The sequence below is a fragment of the Pseudochrobactrum mosebachae genome (assembly GCF_048914685.1).
GTDB lineage: Bacteria > Pseudomonadota > Alphaproteobacteria > Rhizobiales > Rhizobiaceae > Pseudochrobactrum.
This window is the reverse complement of the sequence record NZ_CP128408.1, coordinates 2,812,561-2,834,889: the sequence shown is the minus strand read 5'-3', so window position 1 is coordinate 2,834,889 and position 22,329 is coordinate 2,812,561. Positions and strand designations below refer to the sequence as shown.

Annotated in this window: 15 protein-coding genes; 8 read left to right on the top strand and 7 right to left on the bottom strand. The window is 48.9% G+C overall.

The features are described 5' to 3' along the window. Positions 1 to 57: 57 nt before the first annotated feature. From MP213Fo_RS12810 to MP213Fo_RS12800, 3 genes are all read right to left on the bottom strand, one after another. Complete coding sequence (locus MP213Fo_RS12810) at positions 58 to 2,568, bottom strand: GcvT family protein (protein WP_421091144.1); 2,511 nt, start codon at positions 2,566 to 2,568, stop codon at positions 58 to 60. 347 nt (positions 2,569 to 2,915) lie between these two features. After that, a complete protein-coding gene (locus MP213Fo_RS12805; protein WP_421089365.1) occupies positions 2,916 to 3,200 on the bottom strand; it encodes a hypothetical protein in 285 nt (94 codons plus the stop codon). A 208-nt stretch (positions 3,201 to 3,408) separates the two neighbouring features. Further along, positions 3,409 to 5,832 (bottom strand): mechanosensitive ion channel domain-containing protein, encoded by a 2,424-nt coding sequence (locus MP213Fo_RS12800; RefSeq protein WP_421089364.1) that lies wholly within the window; start codon positions 5,830 to 5,832, stop codon positions 3,409 to 3,411. Between the two features lie 577 nt (positions 5,833 to 6,409). Between MP213Fo_RS12800 and MP213Fo_RS12795 the strand changes: the two genes are divergently transcribed. The 4 genes from MP213Fo_RS12795 to MP213Fo_RS12780 all read left to right on the top strand — a co-directional run bounded on the left by MP213Fo_RS12795 (position 6,410) and on the right by MP213Fo_RS12780 (position 12,524). After that, positions 6,410 to 6,814, top strand: a complete 405-nt coding sequence (locus tag MP213Fo_RS12795) for a hypothetical protein (protein WP_421089363.1) — start codon at positions 6,410 to 6,412, stop codon at positions 6,812 to 6,814. 141 nt (positions 6,815 to 6,955) lie between these two features. After that, entirely contained in the window at positions 6,956 to 9,490 is a 2,535-nt protein-coding gene (secD, locus tag MP213Fo_RS12790; protein ID WP_421089362.1) for a protein translocase subunit SecD, read from the top strand. Between the two features lie 148 nt (positions 9,491 to 9,638). Then, positions 9,639 to 11,405, top strand: a complete 1,767-nt coding sequence (gene ybaL / locus MP213Fo_RS12785; protein ID WP_421089361.1) for a YbaL family putative K(+) efflux transporter — start codon at positions 9,639 to 9,641, stop codon at positions 11,403 to 11,405. A gap of 174 nt (positions 11,406 to 11,579) precedes the next feature. Then, entirely contained in the window at positions 11,580 to 12,524 is a 945-nt protein-coding gene (locus MP213Fo_RS12780; RefSeq protein WP_421089360.1) for a lysylphosphatidylglycerol synthase transmembrane domain-containing protein, read from the top strand. An 84-nt stretch (positions 12,525 to 12,608) separates the two neighbouring features. On the opposite strand, the gene MP213Fo_RS12775 is transcribed toward MP213Fo_RS12780, so the two are convergent. After that, positions 12,609 to 13,463, bottom strand: a complete 855-nt coding sequence (locus tag MP213Fo_RS12775) for a branched-chain amino acid aminotransferase (protein ID WP_421089359.1) — start codon at positions 13,461 to 13,463, stop codon at positions 12,609 to 12,611. Positions 13,464 to 14,077: 614 nt separating this feature from the next. On the opposite strand from MP213Fo_RS12775, the gene MP213Fo_RS12770 reads away from it, so the two are divergent. The 4 genes from MP213Fo_RS12770 to MP213Fo_RS12755 all read left to right on the top strand — a co-directional run bounded on the left by MP213Fo_RS12770 (position 14,078) and on the right by MP213Fo_RS12755 (position 18,587). Further along, a complete protein-coding gene (locus MP213Fo_RS12770; protein WP_421089358.1) occupies positions 14,078 to 15,127 on the top strand; it encodes an ABC transporter substrate-binding protein in 1,050 nt (349 codons plus the stop codon). 390 nt (positions 15,128 to 15,517) lie between these two features. Beyond that, entirely contained in the window at positions 15,518 to 16,612 is a 1,095-nt protein-coding gene (locus MP213Fo_RS12765; RefSeq protein ID WP_421089357.1) for an ABC transporter ATP-binding protein, read from the top strand. Continuing rightward, entirely contained in the window at positions 16,609 to 17,802 is a 1,194-nt protein-coding gene (locus MP213Fo_RS12760; RefSeq protein ID WP_421089356.1) for an ABC transporter permease, read from the top strand. The genes MP213Fo_RS12765 and MP213Fo_RS12760 overlap by 4 nt, the downstream gene beginning before the upstream one ends. Next, positions 17,799 to 18,587 (top strand): ABC transporter permease, encoded by a 789-nt coding sequence (locus tag MP213Fo_RS12755; protein ID WP_421089355.1) that lies wholly within the window; start codon positions 17,799 to 17,801, stop codon positions 18,585 to 18,587. The genes MP213Fo_RS12760 and MP213Fo_RS12755 overlap by 4 nt, the downstream gene beginning before the upstream one ends. Positions 18,588 to 18,648: 61 nt before the next feature. Here MP213Fo_RS12755 and cysW read toward each other — a convergent pair whose 3' ends face one another. The 3 genes from cysW to cysP form a co-directional block, all read right to left on the bottom strand. Next, positions 18,649 to 19,425, bottom strand: a complete 777-nt coding sequence (gene cysW / locus MP213Fo_RS12750) for a sulfate ABC transporter permease subunit CysW (RefSeq protein ID WP_421091143.1) — start codon at positions 19,423 to 19,425, stop codon at positions 18,649 to 18,651. Between the two features lie 103 nt (positions 19,426 to 19,528). Beyond that, positions 19,529 to 20,371 (bottom strand): sulfate ABC transporter permease subunit CysT, encoded by an 843-nt coding sequence (gene cysT / locus MP213Fo_RS12745; protein ID WP_421089354.1) that lies wholly within the window; start codon positions 20,369 to 20,371, stop codon positions 19,529 to 19,531. Between the two features lie 398 nt (positions 20,372 to 20,769). Further along, positions 20,770 to 21,780 carry a thiosulfate ABC transporter substrate-binding protein CysP gene (gene cysP / locus MP213Fo_RS12740; protein WP_421089353.1) on the bottom strand — a complete coding sequence of 337 codons (1,011 nt, stop codon included), beginning with the start codon at positions 21,778 to 21,780 and terminating at the stop codon, positions 20,770 to 20,772. Between the last annotated feature and the right edge of the window lie 549 nt (positions 21,781 to 22,329).

The window sequence follows — 22,329 nt, the reverse complement described above, 5'->3', positions numbered from 1 at the left end:
ATTGTTTTTACGCATTGTCAAACCTATCAAGCCGTTTCAACTTGATAGTGAAATGCTCTAATCACGCAGGCGTGTGTTTTCCGGATCAAACGGCGATTCCGGTATCACTGTTGCCTTGTAATTCTTACCCAGAATACTAATCTCCAACTCTGTGCCCAGTGCCGAATGCTCAGGCTTGACCATAGCCAGCGCAAGGCTCTTTTTTAAGCGCCATGCATAGGAACCATTGGTTGCACGGCCTACGACTTTACCGTCACGATAAATGGCTTCCGAACCGCGGGCATCCGCATCGTCGACATCATGGACTTCCAAGGTTACAAAGTTCCAGCGCAAGCCGTTTTCACGGGCTGCCACCACGGCATCCCGACCGATGAACGCGCCCTTATTCGGATGAACAAATCGGTCAAGGCCGGATTCAAGCGCATTATACTCAACCGACATTTCACGCGGGATCAGACGATAGGATTTTTCAACCCCCATAGTGGACATCGCACGGATACCAAACGGCTTGATGCCGAACTCTGCGCCCGCTTCCATCACCAGATCATAAATCGTATTTTGCTGTTCAATCGGATGATGCAGCTCCCAGCCAAGCTCACCAACAAAGTTAACCCGTAATGCATGGGCTGTTGCGGTGCCAACGCTGATTTCCTTACCCGTAAGCCACGGGAAATCTTCATTGGACAGGCTGGTTCTTGTAAGCTTTTGCAATACCTTACGGCTGTTTGGTCCGGCAAGAACCAGTACACCATATTTCTGAGTAATTGGCCGCAAGATCACCGAGCCGTCATTCGGTGCCAGCTTGTAGAGATAATCATGGTCAATATTCTCATAGGCACCGGCTGAAACCAGATAGAAACTGCCAGGTTTCCACTCATAAACCGTAAACTCGCTTTGCACGCCGCCCTGCTCTGTCAGCATATGCGACAGCGCAACACGACCCATTTTTTTCGGTACGCGATTGGCAAGAATACTTTCCAGCCAACTGCGGGCACCAGATCCGGTTACTTCCATCTTAGCAAAAGGTGACATATCCAGAAAACCAACATTGTTGGTCACATTCATCACTTCATTGCCGACATGTTCGAAATAATTCGAACGGCGGAAGGACCAAAGCTCCTTAACTTTGCCATCACTATCCGGCTCCGGATGGTTCTTATTTAACAGCACATCCGGTTTATCAAGTGAAGCAACATCAATGCCATAGCCCTCTGGTGCGAACCAGTTGGCACGTTCCCAGCCATAAACGGTGCCAAACACACCGCCCAAAGCTTTTTGACGATCATAGGATGGCGAACGTTTTAACGGGCGGGCAGCGGTGCGCTCCTCATCAGGATAATGCACCGTGAAGACATCGGCATAAGATTCTTCAGCTTTTTCCTTGAGATAGCCTTCTGTAACATAAGGGCCGAAACGGCGCGGATCGACACCCATCATATCAATCGACGGTTCACCTTCAACAATCCACTCGGCCAGCTGCCAACCGGCACCACCGGCTGCGGTAACCCCGAAAGAATGCCCCTCATTGAGCCAAAAATTCTTCAGACCCGGTGCTGGTCCAATGATCGGGTTGCCATCCGGCGTATAGGCAATCGCGCCATTATAAACTTTTTTGATACCAACCTCACCAAAGGCCGGAACGCGGGCAATCGCAGTTTCAATATAAGGCATGAGGCGTTCCAGATCTTCCTGAAACAGCTCATATTCACTCTCATCCGAAGGGCCATCCTGATAGCAAACCGGCGCACCAATTTCATAAGGCCCGAGCAGTAAGCCGCCATTTTCTTCACGCATATACCATGAGCTGTCGCTCTCGCGCAGAACACCCATTTCCGGCAGGCCCTGCGCCTTACGGGCAACAATATCCGGATGCGGTTCAGTAACGATATATTGATGCTCAACAGGCACCACCGGCACCGTCAAACCAACCATTTTGCCGGTTTTAGCCGCGAAACTACCTGAGGCTGAAATCACATGATCAGCAGTAATATCGCCCTTGTCAGTTTTAACCAGCCATTTGCCGTCAGGCAATTGCTCAAGACCAGTCACAGAAGTGTAGCGGTAAATCGTTGCGCCCATATCACGCGCGCCTTTTGCCAGCGCCTGCGTCAAATCCGCGGGTTGGATATAACCATCATCCAGATGTTGGATTGCCCCCAGAAGATCATCAGTTTCAGCCAGCGGCCAAACCTCTTTAACCTGCTCCGGTGTCAGCAGTTTAACCGGTACATCAATTGTCTGCGCCACGCCGGCATAATACATATATTCATCCCAGCGATCCTTGGTCCGCGCCAAACGAATATTGGTACAATTGCTGAAACCAACATTGAGGCCGGTTTCTTTTTCAAGTTCCTGATAGAATTTGACCGAATATTTATGAATTTGGCCAACCGAATAGCTCATATTAAACAATGGCAGAAGACCGGCGGCATGCCATGTCGAGCCGGAAGTCAGCTCCTTACGCTCAATAAGCACAGAATCTGTCCAGCCTTTTTTAGCCAGATGATAGAGCGTCGACACGCCTACCACACCGCCACCAATTACCACCGCACGGGCATGGGTCTTCATCAAATTCATTCCTCTGAACCTACAGTGCCGCGTCTTTTTCAGGAGGCGGCCGAGCACTGCAACACTATGAAATACCTCACTATTTCAATCCCCTCCCTGGGCTTATGAAATAGTATGGCAGGGCGCAACTTTACGGTCATCAAGCGGCTCTGAGCCTGCCGCTCTGCGAAGCCGGTTCGCTCACTATGCTGTCAGTTCTGTGTGTTGTAAGGTCTGTTTGCGACACAGTCGAAAAGCGCCGCGACGCGCGCTCTTTCGTTTTGAGATGGCAGAGGCTTTGCCCAAACAAAAAGGCTGCGATTGAGCAATCAATCACAGCCTTCAGGAATTATTATCTTAGTAAGCGGTTACTTATGTGTACCACCACCATTGAGGATAGTAATGGCTTCATTACCGGTCAGCGCTTCGCGGTCACCATTCGGAAAAGTTACAAAACAACCACTTGGACAGATCGTTACCTTTTCACCCGGTGGCACAGTAATTTGCTGCTTGGATGAACCCTCAGTAACAACAAGCGTCTGAGCAGTGCTGTCACTGTTCAAAACAGAAGCAGCAAGAGCGGATGCCGATCCGGCCAGCATACCGGCGATCAGAACAAGACTGCCAAATCCGGTTTTTTTAAAATTCACCATAGCACTCTCCAATCTTAATTTTTCTCAAACTCTCAGCTGCCAAAGCTTTAAACTTATGTGGGCAGGAAATACCAGCATCAGCCACATTTCTGTCTGCACCACAACATTTCATGGTCTCATTTATAATCATTGCACTATGAACCGCAACTGAATGCTCCGTTAATTCATTGAGAATATTTAAAAATGCACTCTCCCCATAAATCAGATTTTATTCATTATCTTCAGAATTAACATGCGGCTCCGGCAGAGGTATGGCTGAAGGAAGCGGCATCACCGCAATACCCGCCTCGGCAAAACGTTCAACAATTGTAAACTGCAATTCATTACGTACGCCTAAAGCACTGGTAATGTCGGCTAGAAAAATACGAATTTCAAACCGCATCATCATATTACTGCTCACAAGCTCAGTCATATTAATCAGAAATACCATCGGCTCCGGATTTTTAAGCACGAGCGGAATTTCCTTGGCAATTTCGAACAACATAGCCTGAACCTTACGCACATCGGTCCGGTATGGGATCAAAATTTGCAGATCCGAACGGCCAAGCTTATTGCGATGTGTCCAGTTACCAACATTGTCATTAATCAGCGTCGAGTTCGGAACAATGATCGTTTCGCGCTGGAAGGTTTCAACTTCGGTGGCACGTACGCTGATTTTTTTAACAAAACCGCTCACCGTGCCGGTCTGCACCCAGTCGCCGACTTTTAACGGACGCTCAGCCAGCAGGATCAGGCCGGATACGAAATTCGAAACAATATTTTGCAGGCCAAAACCGATACCAAGTGAAAGACCACCAGCCACCAGCGCAAGACTGGAAAGATTAATTCCTGCTGCAGACACCCCGACCAGCGCCGCCATTGCCAGCCCAACATAACCAATAACGGTTTTGATGGAGTTTCGCACGCCGGGATCAACCCGGCCGCGCGCCATAACACTGCCGTCAAGCCAGTTCTGAAATAACCGCGTCAGAAAATACCCGACAATAAACAACAGAATACCGGTCAGGATACTAATCGGGGAAACCGAAAAGCTGCCGACCTGAAAGCCGGTCATTAGCTGAAAAAAAGCATTGCGCAATTCAGTCCACTGGAAGCCGAACTGCACCAGCACCAGTGGCACACCTATCAGTAGCACGATCAAATTAATCGCAATACCAGCAACCAAGCCAAGCTGGTCCATTGTGGCTTCAGTGGCGTTAAACTTGTCGCGCAAAGAATGGCCGAGTGCTGTATTGGCAAATGCTTTTTCATGCGTAATTGCACGCGCAGTCAAAAAGCCGAGATACATTGTCACCAAAAATGCACCGGTAACCACAATCTGCTGAGCCACAAAGCGCGCAAAGCCGATATAACCGAATACCGCCGCTAAAATCGGCATCAAACCCAGCAGTATCAGCGCCACTTTAATCAGTTTTGGCCATGGTCGCAATTCACCGCTTTCAGCATCCTGAATGGGCTTAAGAAAAGCAATAGCCAGCATTAATACGCCCACCATCGCGGTACCAATCACGCTCTTAGCAACCGTCAGGGATAGTGGCGAAGACATCACGCCGTTCAAGACTTCCAGAAAATACTCAACACTCTGCGTAATTGCAGCTGCTGTTATCAGCCAGATCAGAATACGTGCGGGCTTGGGCGCAATCGGCAGCAAACGCCAGTTCGGCATATCCGGACTCAGCACGCCACGCGCCAGGCGATAAATAAACAGCACCACAAACAGCAATGTAAATAAGGCGGCCAACAGCTGCGCCACATCTGGCCTTAGTAATTTGAAGCGCTGAAACAGTAAAAACACCAGCATTAAAAACACGGCTATTGCCAGTGACGGAACAACTGTTGACCAAAAGGCTACCGATAAGCGACTGAGATAGCTTGGCGATTCTTCAAGCGGATCGCGTTCATAAAGATCAATCAGCCATCGGCGGGCACTGAAATGGATCAGCAGAGCCGGCACCACGGAGATCACAATAACCCCTAGCAGCGTCCATAATTTAGGATAAAGGGTAAAATCCCACCATGATTTCAAAAGATAGAAAAATGTCTTGGTTTCATAACCGGCAGCGTTAACCACTTCCCCTACCAGCTCAAGATTAATATCCACACGCTGTGATAATGTTTGCGTAAACAGATCGCGACGCATCGAGCCGATTTGTTCGATCAGCTGATTGGCCTGCACAGAAGTGTCTTCGGCATAACCTAGTACCGTATTAATTTCGGCCTTTTCAGCGGTGAGTCTTGCACGTTCTGATGCAACAAGCTCTGCCTCGGCAGGTTTACCTTCACCGGGCGGCGGGCCAATCTGGTCAAGGCGGGAGTTGATGTCACTTAACTGCGGACGAAAGGCAATGCCCGCGCCCAGCAGCTGCTTGGTAATAACATCAAGTTTAACCTTAATATTTGCCAGCGCCTCATCATTACTTTTCGCTTTATCCAGCGATTTGGCAATTTCTTCGGTTTGCTTGCGAAGATCGTCAACAACAGCCTTTTGTTGCGCGATCACATTTTGCGGTACCGTTTGCGCCTGAGCGGCAAAATGACTGCTATCAGTTAATCCGGCAAGTAACAGGCTGCCGGTAACAAACATAATTGTGCAAAATACAACCCGTAACGAGAACGCCGCCAAATGTTTCAAAACCTGTCTCTCAATAAATTACTGCTTCTGATTCATTTCATTGGCTTTTTTTAAAAATCCACCACTCGCATGCCATATCATACAGATAAAGACCGGCACAGTTGATCATTAAAGCACAGAATAGAAAAGCCGCTAAAAACTCAGGCCTTCTTCTGCACAATATAGGCACAAATAAGATCGTGATAGGCACAAATAGCGACGCCGAGACAATAATCAGCCTATAATTACCCGCATTTATGTGCAGGTTAAATGAAGCTTGCAAGCATATTTGCGGCCCCGTCACGACAGGTTAAGACGCTGAAATCCGCTCAATCCGGCCATAACCGCGCTATTTTTCTTGTGGTTACGCTTTTGAATGGTTATTGAATACGGCAGATAATGTGACGAAGCGAAAATACTGTTTTTGTAATATGCTGGCTTAAACAGCCTTTTTATGAAAGCATATTTTATGTACTGCAATCTCCCTGATCTGCAAAGATCAGGCCAAGCATAACAGGCCAGAACGATTATCACTTTAAGCAGCCGGACGAAAAGCCGGGCAAAGGCAGCAGAAAAAACCAAGGTTGGGCAGCACAAGTTGTCCCTTCATACCCTATGTTATTCTTTTGCTATGCTGTGGTTTCTTTCAGGTTTACTGGCGCTGCAATCGGCATTAATCATTGCCAACCAGCATACTACAACTGCCTATCAAACGGCAGCGGTGCTACAGGAGCGACAGACTGTCCAGTCCGGTGAGCCGGCAGGCAGAACGCAGAACGGCACATTAACAGCGCCGATACGGGCAATTCTTACCCCTGCTCTATATTTCAGCAACAAAACATTGCCATTTAGCGGCAACGGCACATTTCTTGTTGCCACCATTTTTGCCTTGCTCGCATTATTTGCACCTGCAGCTTTTGGATTAATCCTCAGAGGCAATACCGAAGGCGTTATAAAAACAGCCCTTCGCGCCCGCGCGCCCCCTGCCTTCTCTTTCATCTAATTCCTGCGTCACAGCAGTTTTATCAGGCCGGCTTTGTCAATATTAATCTAGACACAGCGACTGTTCTCCATCTGTCGAACGATATTGAGTTTTTCACTTCAAGTCTCTCAATATTGCAAACACTCAGACCGGATTTTACTCATGCGTACACCCAAATGGGCTGTGTATCTTTACAGCTTCATCATTCTGGCAGGCATATTAATTGCTCTGCCCAATCTTTTTACCAAGCAGCAGCTGGAAAATATGCCCGGCTGGTTCCCGAAAAACCAGGTCACGCTTGGACTCGACCTGCGTGGCGGCTCCTATCTGGTGCTTGAAGTCGATGCGGCAGGTCTGAAAAAAGACCGATTGCGGGCTTTACTTGACGATGCCCGCAGCAAACTGCGTGCAGAACGTATTCAGCCACAATCCATTCGTGTGGCCGGCGATGCAGTTTTGGTCAATATTGCAGATACCGCCCAGCGCGGCACTGCGGTAACCGCACTGAAAACCCTGATTAATCCGGTTTCCACAAGCGGTTTCGGCACACCAATCAATGATATTGATGTGACAACGCCGGGCGAGCAGATCCGCCTGTCATTGACTGATGCCGGTTTTACCTACCGTCTCGACAGCGCTTTGCAGCAGAGCCTTGAAATCATCCGTCAGCGCGTTGATCAGGTCGGCGTGGCCGAGCCTTCAATCCAGCGCGTTGGCAGCGATCGTATCGTGGTGCAGCTTCCGGGGCTTCAGGATCCGACCAAACTGCGCCAGTTGCTTGGTTCAACAGCTAAAATGGCATTCCACATGGTTGCCGATGCTGATCCGAACAGCCCGCCGCCTCCCGGCGTGACGATTATGGAAGATGCCAAAAATCCTGATATCAAATACCCGATTGAAGATCAGGTAGCTTTGAGCGGCGAGCGTCTGACCGATGCCCGCGCCGGATTTGACCAGCGCTCCAATGAGCCGATTGTATCATTCCGTTTTGACAGTCAGGGCGCCCGCCAATTTGCGGAAATTACCACCAAAAATGTGAACCGGCCTTTTGCCATCGTACTTGATGACAAAGTACTCTCGGCGCCAACCATTCGTGAGCCGATCACTGGCGGTTCGGGCCAGATCAGCGGCCAGTTCACTGTTGAAGATACTGTTGTTCTGTCAGCCTTGCTGCGTGCCGGTGCCTTGCCTGCGCCACTGACAGTGATTGAAGAACGTACCGTCGGGCCAGACCTTGGTGGCGATGCGATTAAAATGGGCGTTTATACCGGTATTGCCGGTTTTGCGCTGGTCGCCGTGTTTATCGTAATGCTCTACGGTTTCTGGGGCATGATCGCCAATTTCGCGCTCCTTCTCAACACGGTTCTTACCTTTGCCGCACTGACATTCATTGGCGCGACACTAACCCTTCCAGGCATCGCCGGTATTATTCTGAGTATCGGTATTGCTGTCGATGCGAATATTCTCATTAACGAGCGTATTCGTGAAGAAACCAAAAAAGGTATGGGCGCTATGGCTGCGCTCGATCGCGGCTTCAATTCGGCCTATTCCACTATTGTCGATGCCAACGTCACCTCAATGATCGCCACTGTGCTGCTGTTCATGTTCGGCACCGGCCCTGTGCGCGGTTTTGCTATTACCATGATGCTCGGTATTGCGATTTCTATGTTCACGGCCGTTTCGGTTGTACGCATGATCATGGCGTATTCGGTACGTCGCCGTAAACTCAAGGTTCTGCATATTGAGCCAATGGTGCGCGTTGCACCTGAAAACACCAATTACCAGTTCATGAAAGCCCGTTATTTCGGGATTATTGTCTCGGTGGTGCTTTCTGTTGCCTCGCTGTTCCTGTTCTTCAAACCGGGCCTTAATTATGGTCTCGACTTTACCGGTGGTATTCAGGTTGAAATCAACACATCACAGCCAGCCGATCTCTCACAGCTGCGCTCCTCGCTCGGCGGCTTGGGTCTTGGTGAAGTTGCCTTGCAAAATGCAGGCAGTGACAACAATGTGTTGATCCGCGTACAGCGTCAGGATGGTGGCGAAGAAGCCCAGACTGTTGCCGTTAACAAGGTGCGTGATGCCGTATTGTCAATCGACAAAGACGTCAAGATTGAACGTACCGAAGTTGTAGGTCCAAAGGTCAGTGGCGAACTTGCACGTTCAGGCTTTATTGCACTTGTACTCGCAGCTATAGCAATGCTGATTTATCTGTGGTGGCGGTTTGAGTGGTATTTTGCGGTCGGTGCCATTGCAACGCTCGTGCTGGATACCACCAAGCTGGTCGGCTTCTTTGTGGTGACGCAGCTCGATTTCAACCTCACGGCGATTGCGGCAGTGCTCACACTGGTCGGCTACTCCGTCAATGATAAAGTGGTGGTCTATGACCGTATGCGTGAAAACATGCGGATGTATAAAACCAAGCCGCTGCGCGAAATCATTGATCTGAGTATTAATCAGGTTTTTGCCCGTTGTATTTACACCTCGGCCTGTACCTTCCTTGCCGTTCTGCCAATGGCAATCTGGGGCGGCAGCGCGGTTGAAAACTTCGCTATTCCGATGCTGTTCGGGGTATTCATTGCTACCACCTCATCGATCTTCATTGCAGCACCAATTCTGCTGATGCTCGGCAATTGGTGGGAGCGTACTCATAAGCGTACGCTCGGCGATGATACCAATGCACTCGTAACCAAATAAACGGTTCTGACAACAAACGCCGCGCTGATCACCTTCAGCGCGGCGTCAATCATTCTTTTTGCCCGCCCTTTCTTTGAATTGTACATCCTGCGTTTTTGTACAATTGAAACAAATGGCGACTGATACGGACTAAAAGGATAATACCCGCATGCCTCATGACACACCCCTTATCGCTACGATTGTTATCGGTCTGTGTCTGGCATTTGTTTTCGGTGCGCTGGCCAATCGTTTGCGCATTTCACCATTGGTTGGTTATCTGTTAGCGGGCGTGGTCTGCGGACCCTATACGCCGGGCTTTGTGGCCGATCAGGAGCTCACTCTGCAGCTGGCTGAAATCGGCGTTATTCTGCTGATGTTTGGTGTCGGCCTGCATTTCTCCGTCAAAGAACTCCTCTCGGTTAAAGCTATTGCGGTGCCCGGTGCATTAGGGCAAATTCTGGCAGCCACAGCTTTGGGTACTGGCCTCGGCCTGATCCTTGGGTGGGATCTCACCGGTTCGGTGGTTTTTGGCCTCGCTCTTTCCACAGCATCCACAGTTGTGCTGCTGCGCGCCATGCAGGAACGCCGCTTGATGGAAACCGACCGCGGACGTATTGCTGTCGGCTGGTTGATCGTTGAAGATTTGGTGATGGTGCTGACACTGGTGCTGATGCCTGCAATTGCAGGGCTTATTCACGGCACTTCAACGGCGATTATGAGCGACCCGCTTGCCAATGCCCTCGGCCTTGGCATAACCGGCATTATTATTCTCACTCTCGTCAAAATCGCTATTTTCGTTGCTTTGATGTTGATTGTCGGCAAACGAGTGGTGCCTTGGATTCTTGAGACTATTTCTGCCAGCGGCTCACGCGAGCTGTTCCGTCTCGGTGTGCTGGCAATTGCTCTTGGCGTGGCTTTCGGCGCCGCCAATCTGTTTGGCGTTTCGCTGGCGCTTGGTGCCTTTTTTGCCGGCATGGTGATGAGTGAATCTGAACTCAGCCATCAGGCCGCTGAAGAATCCCTGCCCCTGCGTGATGCTTTTGCTGTGCTGTTCTTTGTTTCTGTCGGTATGTTGTTTGATCCGATGGTGCTGATCAACAATCCTTTGTCATTACTGGCAACGCTGCTGATCATCATGATTGGAAAATCGGCTGCCGCATTTTTAATCGTTCGCGCCTTTCGCCACCCCGCCGGTACCGCACTGACGATTTCTGCCAGCCTTGCGCAAATCGGTGAATTCTCATTCATCCTTGCCGGACTAGGCGTGTCGCTTAAATTACTACCACCCGAAGCGCGTGATCTGGTGCTGGCTGGTGCAATCCTCTCTATCTTGTGTAATCCGCTGGTGTTTATCGGCTTTGAAAGAATGCGGCCTTTTATCGAACGCAAGTTTTACGCTAGACAAGGTGCTGAGGTGACCGAAATTTCGGGCAGCACAAATACCAGTCATACTGTAGCAGCATCTCTGCATGAAACTAATCTGCACGGCCACACTATCATTGCCGGCTATGGCGAGGTTGGCTCCCGCGTTGTTGAAAAACTGCAAACGCAAAACTACGCTTTGCTGGTAATTGAAAATGCTGAAAAGCCTGCTGCAGAACTATACGGCTCCGGCATAGAGGTTATTCTCGGCAATGCTGCTGATGCCGATATTCTTAATCTTGCCGGTATCGCCACAGCACAGCGCCTGATCCTCGCTCTACCTTATGCTTTTGAAAGCGCACGGATTATCGCTTTGGCGCGACAGAAAAACCCTACGCTCGATATTATTGCGCGGGCTGAATCTGTTATTGAAGCCGGATATCTCAGTGAAATGGGCGTTTCCTCTGTCATTTTGGCAGAAGAGGAAATCGCACGCGGAATTTTGCACAAAATCACCGAAAACAGTGTTTCAACGCCTGAAAACAGGCCGGAATTAGCGGAGAAAATGCTATAAAATATTATAAATTAATATTTAAAACATATGAATCATTAAAACTAGCAAAATGTAAATTCATGTTACAAATACGTGATGCGGAATCAAATAATTGGCTGATTGCCCTTTAAAAGACTGAATTCATAGTTTTCTAAATAAGTGTAATGTAGCAATAAAAAGGGTGCCATCTGATACATGAAATGGAAAGATTACATCTGGCCGATCATCGGCTTAGCCGCCGTTATCATATCCGTATGGCTATTGTACAAAGAACTGCGCAGCATTTCTCTTGAGGATGTAATCGACAGTCTGACTGCTATTACACTGAAACAGTGGCTGTTGAGTGCCGGTTGTGCTTTGCTTTCCTATATGTCGCTCGCCGGTTACGACCGCATAGCACTGAAGCATCTTAATAAGAAAATCTCATGGATTTTTATCAGCCTGTGCTCATTCACCGCCTATGCTTTGTCGCATAATATCGGCGCCTCGGTGATCTCCGGAGCTGTGGTGCGCTATCGCGCCTACACGTCCAAAGGTCTTACCGGAGCAGAAGTGGCGGTTCTCGTCGGCTTTTGCTCTTTTACATTTGCCCTCGGAACTCTCATTCTCAGCGCCATCGTGCTGCTGATCGAGCCAGAGTTACTGCAGCGTTTCGGTAATGACATTCCGGAAGGCCTGGCTATTGGCGCAGGTATTCTGATTTTAGTACTGGTGGCACTTTATGTCTTCGGTAGCTGGATGCAGTTGCGGCCATTGCGTATCGGCTCCAAATTTCAGCTATCTTACCCGCGCCTGTCCGTTGTCAGGCTACAACTACTGATCGCACCATTAGAGTTGGTCGGTGCAGCAGGCATTATTTACTTTGCTCTGCCGGAACTCAATCACCCGGGTTTTTTGATTGTACTGGGCATTTTCCTGATCTCATTCTCCGCTGCACTGATTTCCAATGCGCCGGGTGGTCTTGGTGTACTGGAATTCCTGTTTATTACCGGCTTACCTGATCTCAACCCTGCCGATGTATTGGCAGCTCTGATCGTGTTCCGCCTGCTCTATCTGCTGATACCTTTTGCAATCTCATTGATTGTGGTTCTGATTTTCGAAAAAGGTGAGTTTTCTAAAAAACGAAAACCGATTATCTGATAATCTCAACTGACTTGATAATAAAAAAGCCACGAAATTTTCGTGGCTTTTTTATTTTTATGATGCGGCCAGATGAAGCCCGTTTTAAGAATGCGCCCAATCCCAATAAAGCTTACGCGCTTTTTTTGCCACTGCACCATAACTCAGAACTTTATCGTCAAAGCCTATGACAGGCACAACTTTGGAATGGTTGCCGGTCGAGAAAATTTCATCCGCTTCACGGAAATCTTCAACGCGCAAAGTGGTCTCGGTTACGGTCACACCATTATCGCGTAGCAAACCCATGACGCGCTGGCGGGTAATACCATTGAGAAATGTGCCATTGGGCGCAGGTGTGAACACTTCACCGTCGCGCACCATGAAAACGTTGGATGAAGCCAGCTCAGCCACATTGCCGAGCATATCGCAGACCAGCGCATTACCAAAGCCTTTGGCTTTTGCTTCACGGATCATGCGCGCATTATTCGGATAAAGGCAGGCAGCCTTGGCATCCAGCGGCATGGTTTCGATTGTAGGTCGACGAAAACGGGTTGTGGTAATTGTAAAACCGGTAGGCTCAGTCATCGGAATTTCTTCAAGACACAAAGCAAAATCCGTGCTTTCCGCAGCAGGAAGAACCACATTGGCCTCCCCCTCTTCAGCCCAATACATCGGGCGGATATAAACGGCAGCATTATCGCCAAACTTTGCCATACCCTGAGCAGTCAGCTCCATGATTTCTTCAGGCGTATAGGTTGGCTGCAAGCCCAAAGCCAGTGCAGAACGATTAATGCGCGCCGCATGGCGGTCGAGATCAGGGATGACACCTTCAAATCCGCGCGCACCGTCAAACACCAGCGACCCAAGCCATGTTGCCTGTGAAGATGCGCCGAGAATACGCACATCACCCTCATGCCATTTGCCTTTATAAAATGTCCAAGTCCGACCAATCTGGCCCATAAGAATTCTCCATATGCGAATCAGTATTTAAGTTCGGCTTGCCTCCGAGCACAGCTATTCGCGTGCACGAAGCAGTAGAAACAGGTTTCATCTGTATTTTGAGCTACTCTTACAACAGGGCGACATGCAAACCAGAATAAAATTCTGCTTTGTCACATTAAAAGTCTTAGACGAAAGTGCAACAAGTGAACTTGCGTTAAAAAAATTACAGGATGATGGCTGGCATTGAATATTCAATAAAACCAACAAAACATGCATTTACATCACAAATTCATTCCTAATACGCATCAACTATCATCGTTATATTCATTTATATATAACGCATAAATATATGGTGAATATTATTTTCAAGCACTGGAAATCATTTGAAATTTTCAGACGAAGCAAAATTTAATCTGCGCTTTTCAGTATTGAAAATTGTGCAATGCTTGATGCGTAAGGAGCAAGAGTTACGATGACTCAAGCCCACGATTTTCATCGTTTTGCTACATTAGCAGCGTCGATGTGCGACATTTATTATAACAAAACTGATCAATCAGCTATTGCTCCCCTGCATTTCCTATGAATAACTTGTTGTAACAAACTTCATAAAAATAAAATGAGGGGAATAAATAATGAAGCTTATACATATTGCACTCACAGCCTGCACTATACTCGGCGGATTAGGGCTGGTTGCCGGCACCGCTCAGGCGCGCGACCTCACCGTTGTCTCGTGGGGAGGCAGTTATCAAGACGGTCAACGCGAAATTTATTTCAAACCTTTTGCCAAAGAACTTGGCAAGCCTGTGCTTGATGAGAGTTGGGATGGCGGCTATGGCGTTTTGCAGGCCAAAGTTAAAGCAGGTGAAACCAATTGGGATGTCGTGCAAGTTGAAGCCGAAGAGCTGGAGCTTGGTTGTGCAGATGGAATTTACGAACCTATTAATTGGGATCAACTCGGTGGCCAAGATAAATATATTCCGGCAGCCGTGCATGAGTGTGGCGTAGGCGCCATCGTCTGGTCAACTGGTATTGCCTATAATGGCGACACCATGAAAGAAGCGCCGCAATCATGGGCAGACTTCTGGGATGTTGAAAAGTTTCCAGGAAAACGCTCTTTGCGCAAAAGCGCTAAATATTCGCTCGAGTTTGCACTGATTGCTGATGGCGTTACACCAAAAGACGTCTACGATGTTCTGGCCACGCCGGAAGGCATTGAGCGCGCTTTTAAAAAGCTAGATGAAATCAAACCACATATTGTTTGGTGGGAAGCCGGCGCGCAGCCAGTGCAGCTGCTTTCATCAGGCGAAGTGGTTATGGCCTCTGTTTATAATGGTCGTATCAATGCGCTTAACCGTACTGAAAACAAAAATTTCGGCTTTGTCTGGCCCGGCAGCATCTATGCAGTGGATAGCTGGGCAATCATGAAAGGCACGCCTCTGGCCAAAGAGTCGATGGATTTTATCGCCTTTGCCAGTCAGGCCGACAATCAAGCCAAACTGCCTGAATACATTACCTATGGCTTGCCTAATATCGAGGCAGATAAATTTGTTGACGAAAAATATCGCAAGGATTTGCCAACAACCCCTGCAAATATGACAGATGCTGCAGCAATTGGTGTAGAATTTTGGACCGATAACTCAGAAAGCCTAAACCAGCGCTTCAATGCCTGGCTGGCACAGTAATGCCTGGCTGCAACCGAATAACTTCGGCCACCTAATGCAGAAGACAATGCAAACCGAAATACAGTGATCAGGATTTTCCTGATCACACTGCAGAAACAGTACCGCCAGGCCACCCCCCGTATGCCTGATTATTATTATGATCAATCCATTTATGGAGGGAAATTATCATCATGATAAAGGTACTGTTTCTGCAAATTTCTATGATCTGCATTTGTATTTTACACCTGCTGCCCCCCTTACTTGGCCTTCCTGTACAGCATGCATAAAAAATTGTGCTGCAGGCGCACTGTAAAATAACAGACAATATTTTGTGTACCGGTGCCCCTTATGCTTCTCAACGAGATGCCTCACGGCATGTCCGGTCATACGTCGTATTTTGAGGTTTTAAGCGTGAACAATCCATTTATTCGTTTTGATAAAGTGAGCAAGGCATTTGGCTCTCTGACCGTGGTTGATAATCTGGATTTAAGTATTCAGAAGGGTGAGTTTGTCAGTATGCTCGGGCCTTCAGGCTCCGGAAAAACCACATTGCTGATGCTATTGGCTGGGTTTGAACGCCCGACTGGCGGCACGGTCAGTGTGGATGGCAAACGCATCGATCAGCTGCCACCACATAAACGTAATATGGGTGTGGTTTTTCAGAATTACGCTTTGTTCCCGCATATGACGATTGCTGAGAATGTCGCCTTTCCGCTGAAAATGCGGAATATTTCAACCTCAGAGATACAAGATCGCGTTAAACGCGTATTGGATATGGTGCAGCTCGGCGCCATGCTTGAGCGCAAACCATCCCAGCTCTCCGGTGGCCAGCAACAGCGTGTTGCGCTGGCACGCGCTTTGGTTTTTGAACCTGAGGTTGTGCTGATGGATGAGCCGCTGGGCGCCTTGGACAAACAGCTGCGTGAACGTATGCAGCTCGATATTCGTGAATTGCATCACCGTCTCGGCCTTACCATTGTTTTTGTGACCCATGATCAGTCTGAAGCGCTGACCATGAGCGACCGTATTGCAGTGTTCAACAGAGGTAAAATTGAGCAAATCGGCACACCGTCGCAGATTTATGATCACCCCAGCTCGCAATTTGTGGCCGAATTTATTGGTGAAACCAATCTGCTGAATGGCAAAGTTAGCTCGCAGAAAAATGGTTTGATGCAAATTCGTCTCGCCAATGGTCAGGATATTCACGTAGATGCGGATGCTCCACTGCAAAGCGGTCAGGACATCCGCCTGTCGCTGCGCCCGGAGCGCTTGCGCCTCAATATTGCTGATACCTCCGGTAACAATATGGCAGCAACGGTGCGCGATATTGTCTATCATGGCGATCATTTGCGGGTAGTACTGGATTTTGCCGGGCAAAGCCTGATTACCAAAGCCGACCGTCATTTCCAGAGTCTTAAAATTGCCGATCAGGTTACGCTCTCCTTTGCGCCCGCCGATTGCTGGCCGATTGCCGCTCCTGCAAACAATGCACAGGTGCCGGCATGAATGAACTGCAACGACAAAGGCTGAAATCCTTCGCGCTTGTGGCACCTCTGGTTGTATTTCTGCTGGTGTTTTTTGTTATTCCCCTTGTCACCATGATGAAAGAGGCAGTGTCTGATCCGGTCGCGGCACAGGCCCTGCCCCTCACAGCACAAGCAGTAGAGAGCTGGGATCCGGCAACACCGCCGACACCGGCAATGCAAGCAGCCCTTGCGCAGGATATCCGCAACAATAAAGATGCCCAGCTTTTCGGTGATCTGGTGCGCCGTCTCAACAGTGCGCAGCCCGGCTTCCGCACCTTAATGGGTAAAACCCGCACCCAGCTTGAAAAGCTGGAGGAACCGGTTGACTATGCGCAAGTCGATCTCGCAAGTATCGATAAAAAATGGGCGGAACTGCCTTATTGGCAAGCCATCAGCACAGCTGCCTCAACCACACTGACCGACCGTAATCTGCTGGCTGCGGTGGATATGGAGCGGGATATTTCTGGTGAAATCCGCTCCCTGCCAAGTGATGCATCCGCCAATCTCACAATTATGATCCGCACATTTGTTACCGCTCTCAGCGTTACCATTGCATGTATTCTGATTGGCATTCCCTTTGCCATGATTGCGGCCTCTGTTGAGGGCTGGAAGCGCCAGCTGCTGCTTGGTGCCGTGCTGCTGCCGCTCTGGACATCGCTGCTGGTGCGTACCGCTGCATGGTTTATCCTGCTGCAGGATCAGGGGCTGATCAACTCAACCTTGATGGCGCTGGGTCTCATTAACAGCCCACTGCCTCTGATCTTCAACCGCACCGGTGTGATCATTGCCATGACCCATGTGCTGTTGCCGTTTATGGTGCTGCCAGTGTTCAGCGTTCTGATCGGTATTCCTAAAAATCTGATGCCTGCCGCCGCATCCCTTGGTGCGCATCCGCTGCGCTCGTTCTTTCATGTTCTGCTGCCGCTTATTATGCGCGGGGTTGTATCCGGTTCGTTGCTGGTTTTCATGACTGCGCTCGGCTATTACATCACACCTGCCCTGATCGGCGGCGCTAAAGATCAGCTGATCTCTTCCGTTATCGCTTTCTATGCCATGGGCGCTGCAAACTGGGGCATGGCCGGAGCATTGGGCATGGTGCTGCTGGTAGCAACCATTCTGCTCTACACAGTCTATATGCGGCTCTCGACTGAGAAGGAGGTGCGCTCATGAGCGGCTTTAAACTTCTCAAGATTATCTTCGGTGGTGCCGCCGTCTTCTTCCTGCTGGCGCCTCTGGTTGCCATCCTGCCTCTGGCATTTACCAATGGCGCCTTGCTTGGTTACCCGATGGAAGGCTCCTCCACACGCTGGTTTCAGGAGCTGATACAGGCCGATGCATGGCGCCGCTCTATTATCAACAGCCTCATCATCTCCACCGGCACAACTGTTCTTGCCACTGTGCTCGGCACAATTGGCGCTCTGGGGCTGCGCGGCAACCAATATTCATTCCTGTTCAATTCCATCAAAACCGTATTTCTGTTGCCGATGGTGGTACCCGCAGTGGTGTTGGGCGTGGGCATGCAGCTGATGTTTGCCCGCTATAATTTGCTCAATTCCTATCTCGGCGTGATTATCGCCCACACGGTGGTTGCTGTGCCTTTTGTGGTCATCAATGTGCTTGCCGTTGTGCAAAGTATCGACCGCCGTATTGAACAGGCGGCTTCAAGCCTCGGCGCGCCATCCCATGTGATCTTGCGAAAAATAACACTTCCGCTTGCCAAACCCGGTATTATTTTCGGTGCGGTTTTTGCCTTCGCCACTTCGCTCGATGAAGTTGTGCTGACCCTGTTTGTTGCAGGGCCTAACCAACGCACACTGGCACGGCAAATGTTCTCAACTATCCGTGAAAATATCAGTCCGGCTATTGCCGCCGCTGCCTTTGTGTTCATTGTCGGTACGGTTCTGATCGCACTGGTTATGATTTTAACACAGCGCAAGACCACCAGCCAAACATAGAAAAATCAATTATAACAACACTATAAAAGCCATTTCTGATTCAAAATCAGAGGTGGCTTTTTTAATCCACCTGTTTGCGTTCCAGCCATACTTTCAGCACCAGCGTTAACAATGCCAGTACAGCCAGCGTAGATGCAGCTGCAAAGGCACCCACTGCATTCTGATCCTGAAACAGCAGATCAACCTGCAATGGCAGCGTATTGGTTTTACCGCGAATAGCACCGGAAACAATGGAGGTAGCGCCATATTCGCCCATCACACGGGCATTACACAACACAGCCCCATAGAGCAGTGCCCATTTAATATTCGGCAATGTCACATAGAAAAATGTCTGCAAACCGCTGGCACCCAAAGATAGCGCCGCCTCTTCATCCTCGCCACCCTGCATTTCCATCAGCGGAATAAGTTCACGTGCCACAAACGGGCTGGTCACAAACAGACTGACCAGAAAAATCGCCGGCACTGTAAACATCACTTTGACATCATAATTTTCAAGCAGCGGCCCGAGCAGTCCCTGCGCACCGTATAGAAACAAATAGGCCGTACCGGCAATGATCGGAGAGACCGAAAACGGGATTTCAATAAAGCTGATCAGCAACCGCCGCCCCGGAAAGCGGAACCGTGTCACCAGCCACGCCACACATACACCGAAAGCCATATTAACCGGCACCACAACCACAGCGGTTAAAACCGTGAGCCAAAGCGCATGCATGGTATCTGGCCTGGTAATCTCTGCCCAAAAGCGCCACGCGCCCTGCCCGAAAGCAACAGAAAAAATCACTGCAAGCGGAATACCAAGTACGACCAGCGATAACAGCATGGCTATAGCAATCAGCATATAGCGGGCCCAAAGGCGGCGCCGGAGTTGCGGTGCGATATGGTTACTAACGGAGGGTGAAACCGGCTTATGGCTAAGCGAAGCAGAAGAAAACAATGCCATATTAGCCACGCTCCGCATAACGCAACTGCCGCGCCTGAATGAGATTGGTCATCAGTAACATCGCAAAGGCCATCAACAACATCACCATCGCCAATGCAGCTGCTGCCGGATAGTCATATTCATCCAACCGGATGAAAACCAACAAAGATGTCACCTCGGTTTTAAACGGTAAATTGCCGGAGATAAAAACAATAGCACCAAACTCGCCAAGACCGCGTGCAAAAGATAAAGCACAGCCCGCCAGAAAGGCTGGCAGGATCATCGGCCAGATCACATGGATAAACACCTGCACAGGGCTGGCACCCAGCGTTTCAGCCGCCTCCTCAACATCATGCGACAGATCTTCCAGCACCGGCTGTACCGTGCGGATAACAAACGGAATACTGGTAAAAGCCATCGCAATGGCAATGCCCACAGGCGTATAGGCAGCCTTCCAGCCCAGCGGTTCAATATATTGGCCAATCCAGCCATTGCGCGACAGAACAGTGACCAGTGCCAAACCGGCCACCGCAGTGGGCAATGCAAAAGGCAAATCCACCGCAGCATCAAGCAGACGCTTGCCCGGAAACTCATACCGCACCAGCACCCATGCCAGCAGCAAACCAAACACCGCATTGAACACAGTAGCAGCAGCCGAGGTCAGCAAAGTCAGCCTGTAAGTTGCCAATGCGCGCGGTGAACTGATAATCGCCCAAAAATCTGCAAAGCCGAGGCTCGCGCTTTTCATAATCAAAGCAAAAAGCGGCAGTGCCACGATCACAGTCAGATAGAGCAGTGTACAGCCCAGAGTGATACCAAACCCCGGCATCACAGTTTTTCTGACTTTAAATATCGATGATTTCATAACCGGCTCTGCTCTGCACATTTTTCACGATAACAACAAACCGGCACATCGTTCAGGGTGTGCCGGTGATAGAGCAGTTTCAGGAAAAGCGGGAACCGGTTTTTGATCAGAAACTGCGTTTAAACAAACAGATAGACCGGTTTTCTTGTTTCAATAAAAAATGAAAACGCTCTAGAGCATTTCACTATCAAGTTGAATCAGCCTGATAGCTATGACAATGCGATAAAACTAGAATCTAGAGCGGTTTACGTTTAAACTGGATCATGTAATCCGCTCTAAGTTATTGTTTTTACGCATTATCGTGGCCTCCCAATGATTCCATTGGACTACGAAATGCTCTAGAGCGAGCGCTGTGCTCCAACCTGATCGTTACCCGCTCTAGATGAGTGATCTCGGCTTTATTTGGCAGTAAACAGCTGATCCAGAATGCCGCCTTCCGCGAAATGCTCTTTGGTAACATTCGCCCAGCCACCAAATTCATCCTCAACACGCACCAGCTTTACATCAGGAAAATTAGCTTTGTGCTTTTCAATCGTTGCTACGTCATGCACACGATTGAAATTAGCGGCCAGAATTTCCTGACCTTCAGGGGCATAAAGAAAGTCCAGATAGGCCTGTGCAATTTGGCGCGAACCGCGCTTGTCGACAACCTTATCAACGATTGTGACCGGAAACTCTGACAGCAGGCTGATCGGTGGCACCACAACTTCATATTTATCCGCACCAAGCAGCTTCTGCGTGCCAAGCACTTCAGCCTCAAAAGTCACCAGAACATCCCCGATACCGCGCTCGGTAAAGGTTGTGGTTGCACCCCGCCCTCCAGTATCAAATACCGGGACATTTTTGAATAATTTACTGATAAATTCACGGGTCTTGGCATCATCCTTATTGAAAGCCTCACGGGCATAAGCGGTTGCTGCCAGATAAGTATAGCGCGCATTGCCGGAGGTCTTAGGATTAGGAAAAATCACCTGCACATCATCACGTACCAGATCATCCCAGTTTTTTATTTGCTTAGGATTGCCCGCACGCACCAGAAAAGCTGGCAGCGAATAATATGGTGAAGAATTATTCGCCAGACGGCCCTGCCAGTCGGCAGGGATCATATTGCCTTTATCATGCAAAACCTGCACATCAGTCACCTGATTGAAGGTTACAATATCAGCTTCAAGACCTTCGAGAATAGAGCGTGCCTGCTTGGAAGACCCCGCATGCGACTGATTAACAGCAATCGTATTGCCGCTCTTTTCCTTCCATACCGGAATGAAGGCCGCATTAATCTGCTCATAGAGCTCACGGGCAATGTCATAAGACACATTCAGAATTTCTTTCGGCTCATCCGCCTGTGCTGCGCTCAGTGAATATCCAAGCCCGAGCACGAGCCCAGCCGTCAATAAAAGCTTTTTCATATGATACCCGCCGCCTGTATCTTTGTATCATCACAAAGATATTAAAGTTATTTATAGGCGCCAAGATTAAGCGGATAAACAACGAAATCAACTCTAAACATTTGATTTAAATAGATAATTTACTAATGGTATCAAAAATAGAAATCTGTGATAGCCACATAAAAATTATACGCAATATCGTTCTATCAATATGTTGTTTGCAGCAATATGGTTTCTGTGCAACGCGCAACCCAGAGCCGTTTTTAAAAGCTCAGGAACAGCCTGCTTTAAAATATAAATCGTTTGGTACCAATCCGGCATCACGCAGGATTGGTACCACATGGCTTATATCCTATTTTTGATCAGCATTATGTGTGCTTGCGATCCAGCCAATATGGCACATCGCTCTTTGAAAAATAGGCTTATCACTACAATCGACTGCGCGACATGCAGCCGGATCACTGGATAACGAACAAGAATTGGCTATTGCCCCATTAAAAAAGGCAAATGCATAAACGATCAAAATAAAAAATTTCTTCATAAGTAAAACTTTCAATAAAAAATAAAATT

Bases quoted from the DNA above. Each gene is read 5' to 3' on its own strand.
- MP213Fo_RS12755 (WP_421089355.1), top strand. From the start codon at position 17,799: ATGAGCGGCTTTAAACTTCTCAAGATTATCTTCGGTGGTGCCGCCGTC.
- MP213Fo_RS12775 (WP_421089359.1), bottom strand. From the start codon at position 13,463: ATGGGCCAGATTGGTCGGACTTGGACATTTTATAAAGGCAAATGGCAT.
- MP213Fo_RS12770 (WP_421089358.1), top strand. From the start codon at position 14,078: ATGAAGCTTATACATATTGCACTCACAGCCTGCACTATACTCGGCGGA.
- secD (WP_421089362.1), top strand. From the start codon at position 6,956: ATGCGTACACCCAAATGGGCTGTGTATCTTTACAGCTTCATCATTCTG.
- MP213Fo_RS12780 (WP_421089360.1), top strand. From the start codon at position 11,580: ATGAAATGGAAAGATTACATCTGGCCGATCATCGGCTTAGCCGCCGTT.
- MP213Fo_RS12810 (WP_421091144.1), bottom strand. From the start codon at position 2,568: ATGAAGACCCATGCCCGTGCGGTGGTAATTGGTGGCGGTGTGGTAGGC.
- MP213Fo_RS12760 (WP_421089356.1), top strand. From the start codon at position 16,609: ATGAATGAACTGCAACGACAAAGGCTGAAATCCTTCGCGCTTGTGGCA.
- cysW (WP_421091143.1), bottom strand. From the start codon at position 19,425: ATGCTGATTGCTATAGCCATGCTGTTATCGCTGGTCGTACTTGGTATT.
- cysT (WP_421089354.1), bottom strand. From the start codon at position 20,371: ATGAAATCATCGATATTTAAAGTCAGAAAAACTGTGATGCCGGGGTTT.
- cysP (WP_421089353.1), bottom strand. From the start codon at position 21,780: ATGAAAAAGCTTTTATTGACGGCTGGGCTCGTGCTCGGGCTTGGATAT.
- ybaL (WP_421089361.1), top strand. From the start codon at position 9,639: ATGCCTCATGACACACCCCTTATCGCTACGATTGTTATCGGTCTGTGT.
- MP213Fo_RS12805 (WP_421089365.1), bottom strand. From the start codon at position 3,200: ATGGTGAATTTTAAAAAAACCGGATTTGGCAGTCTTGTTCTGATCGCC.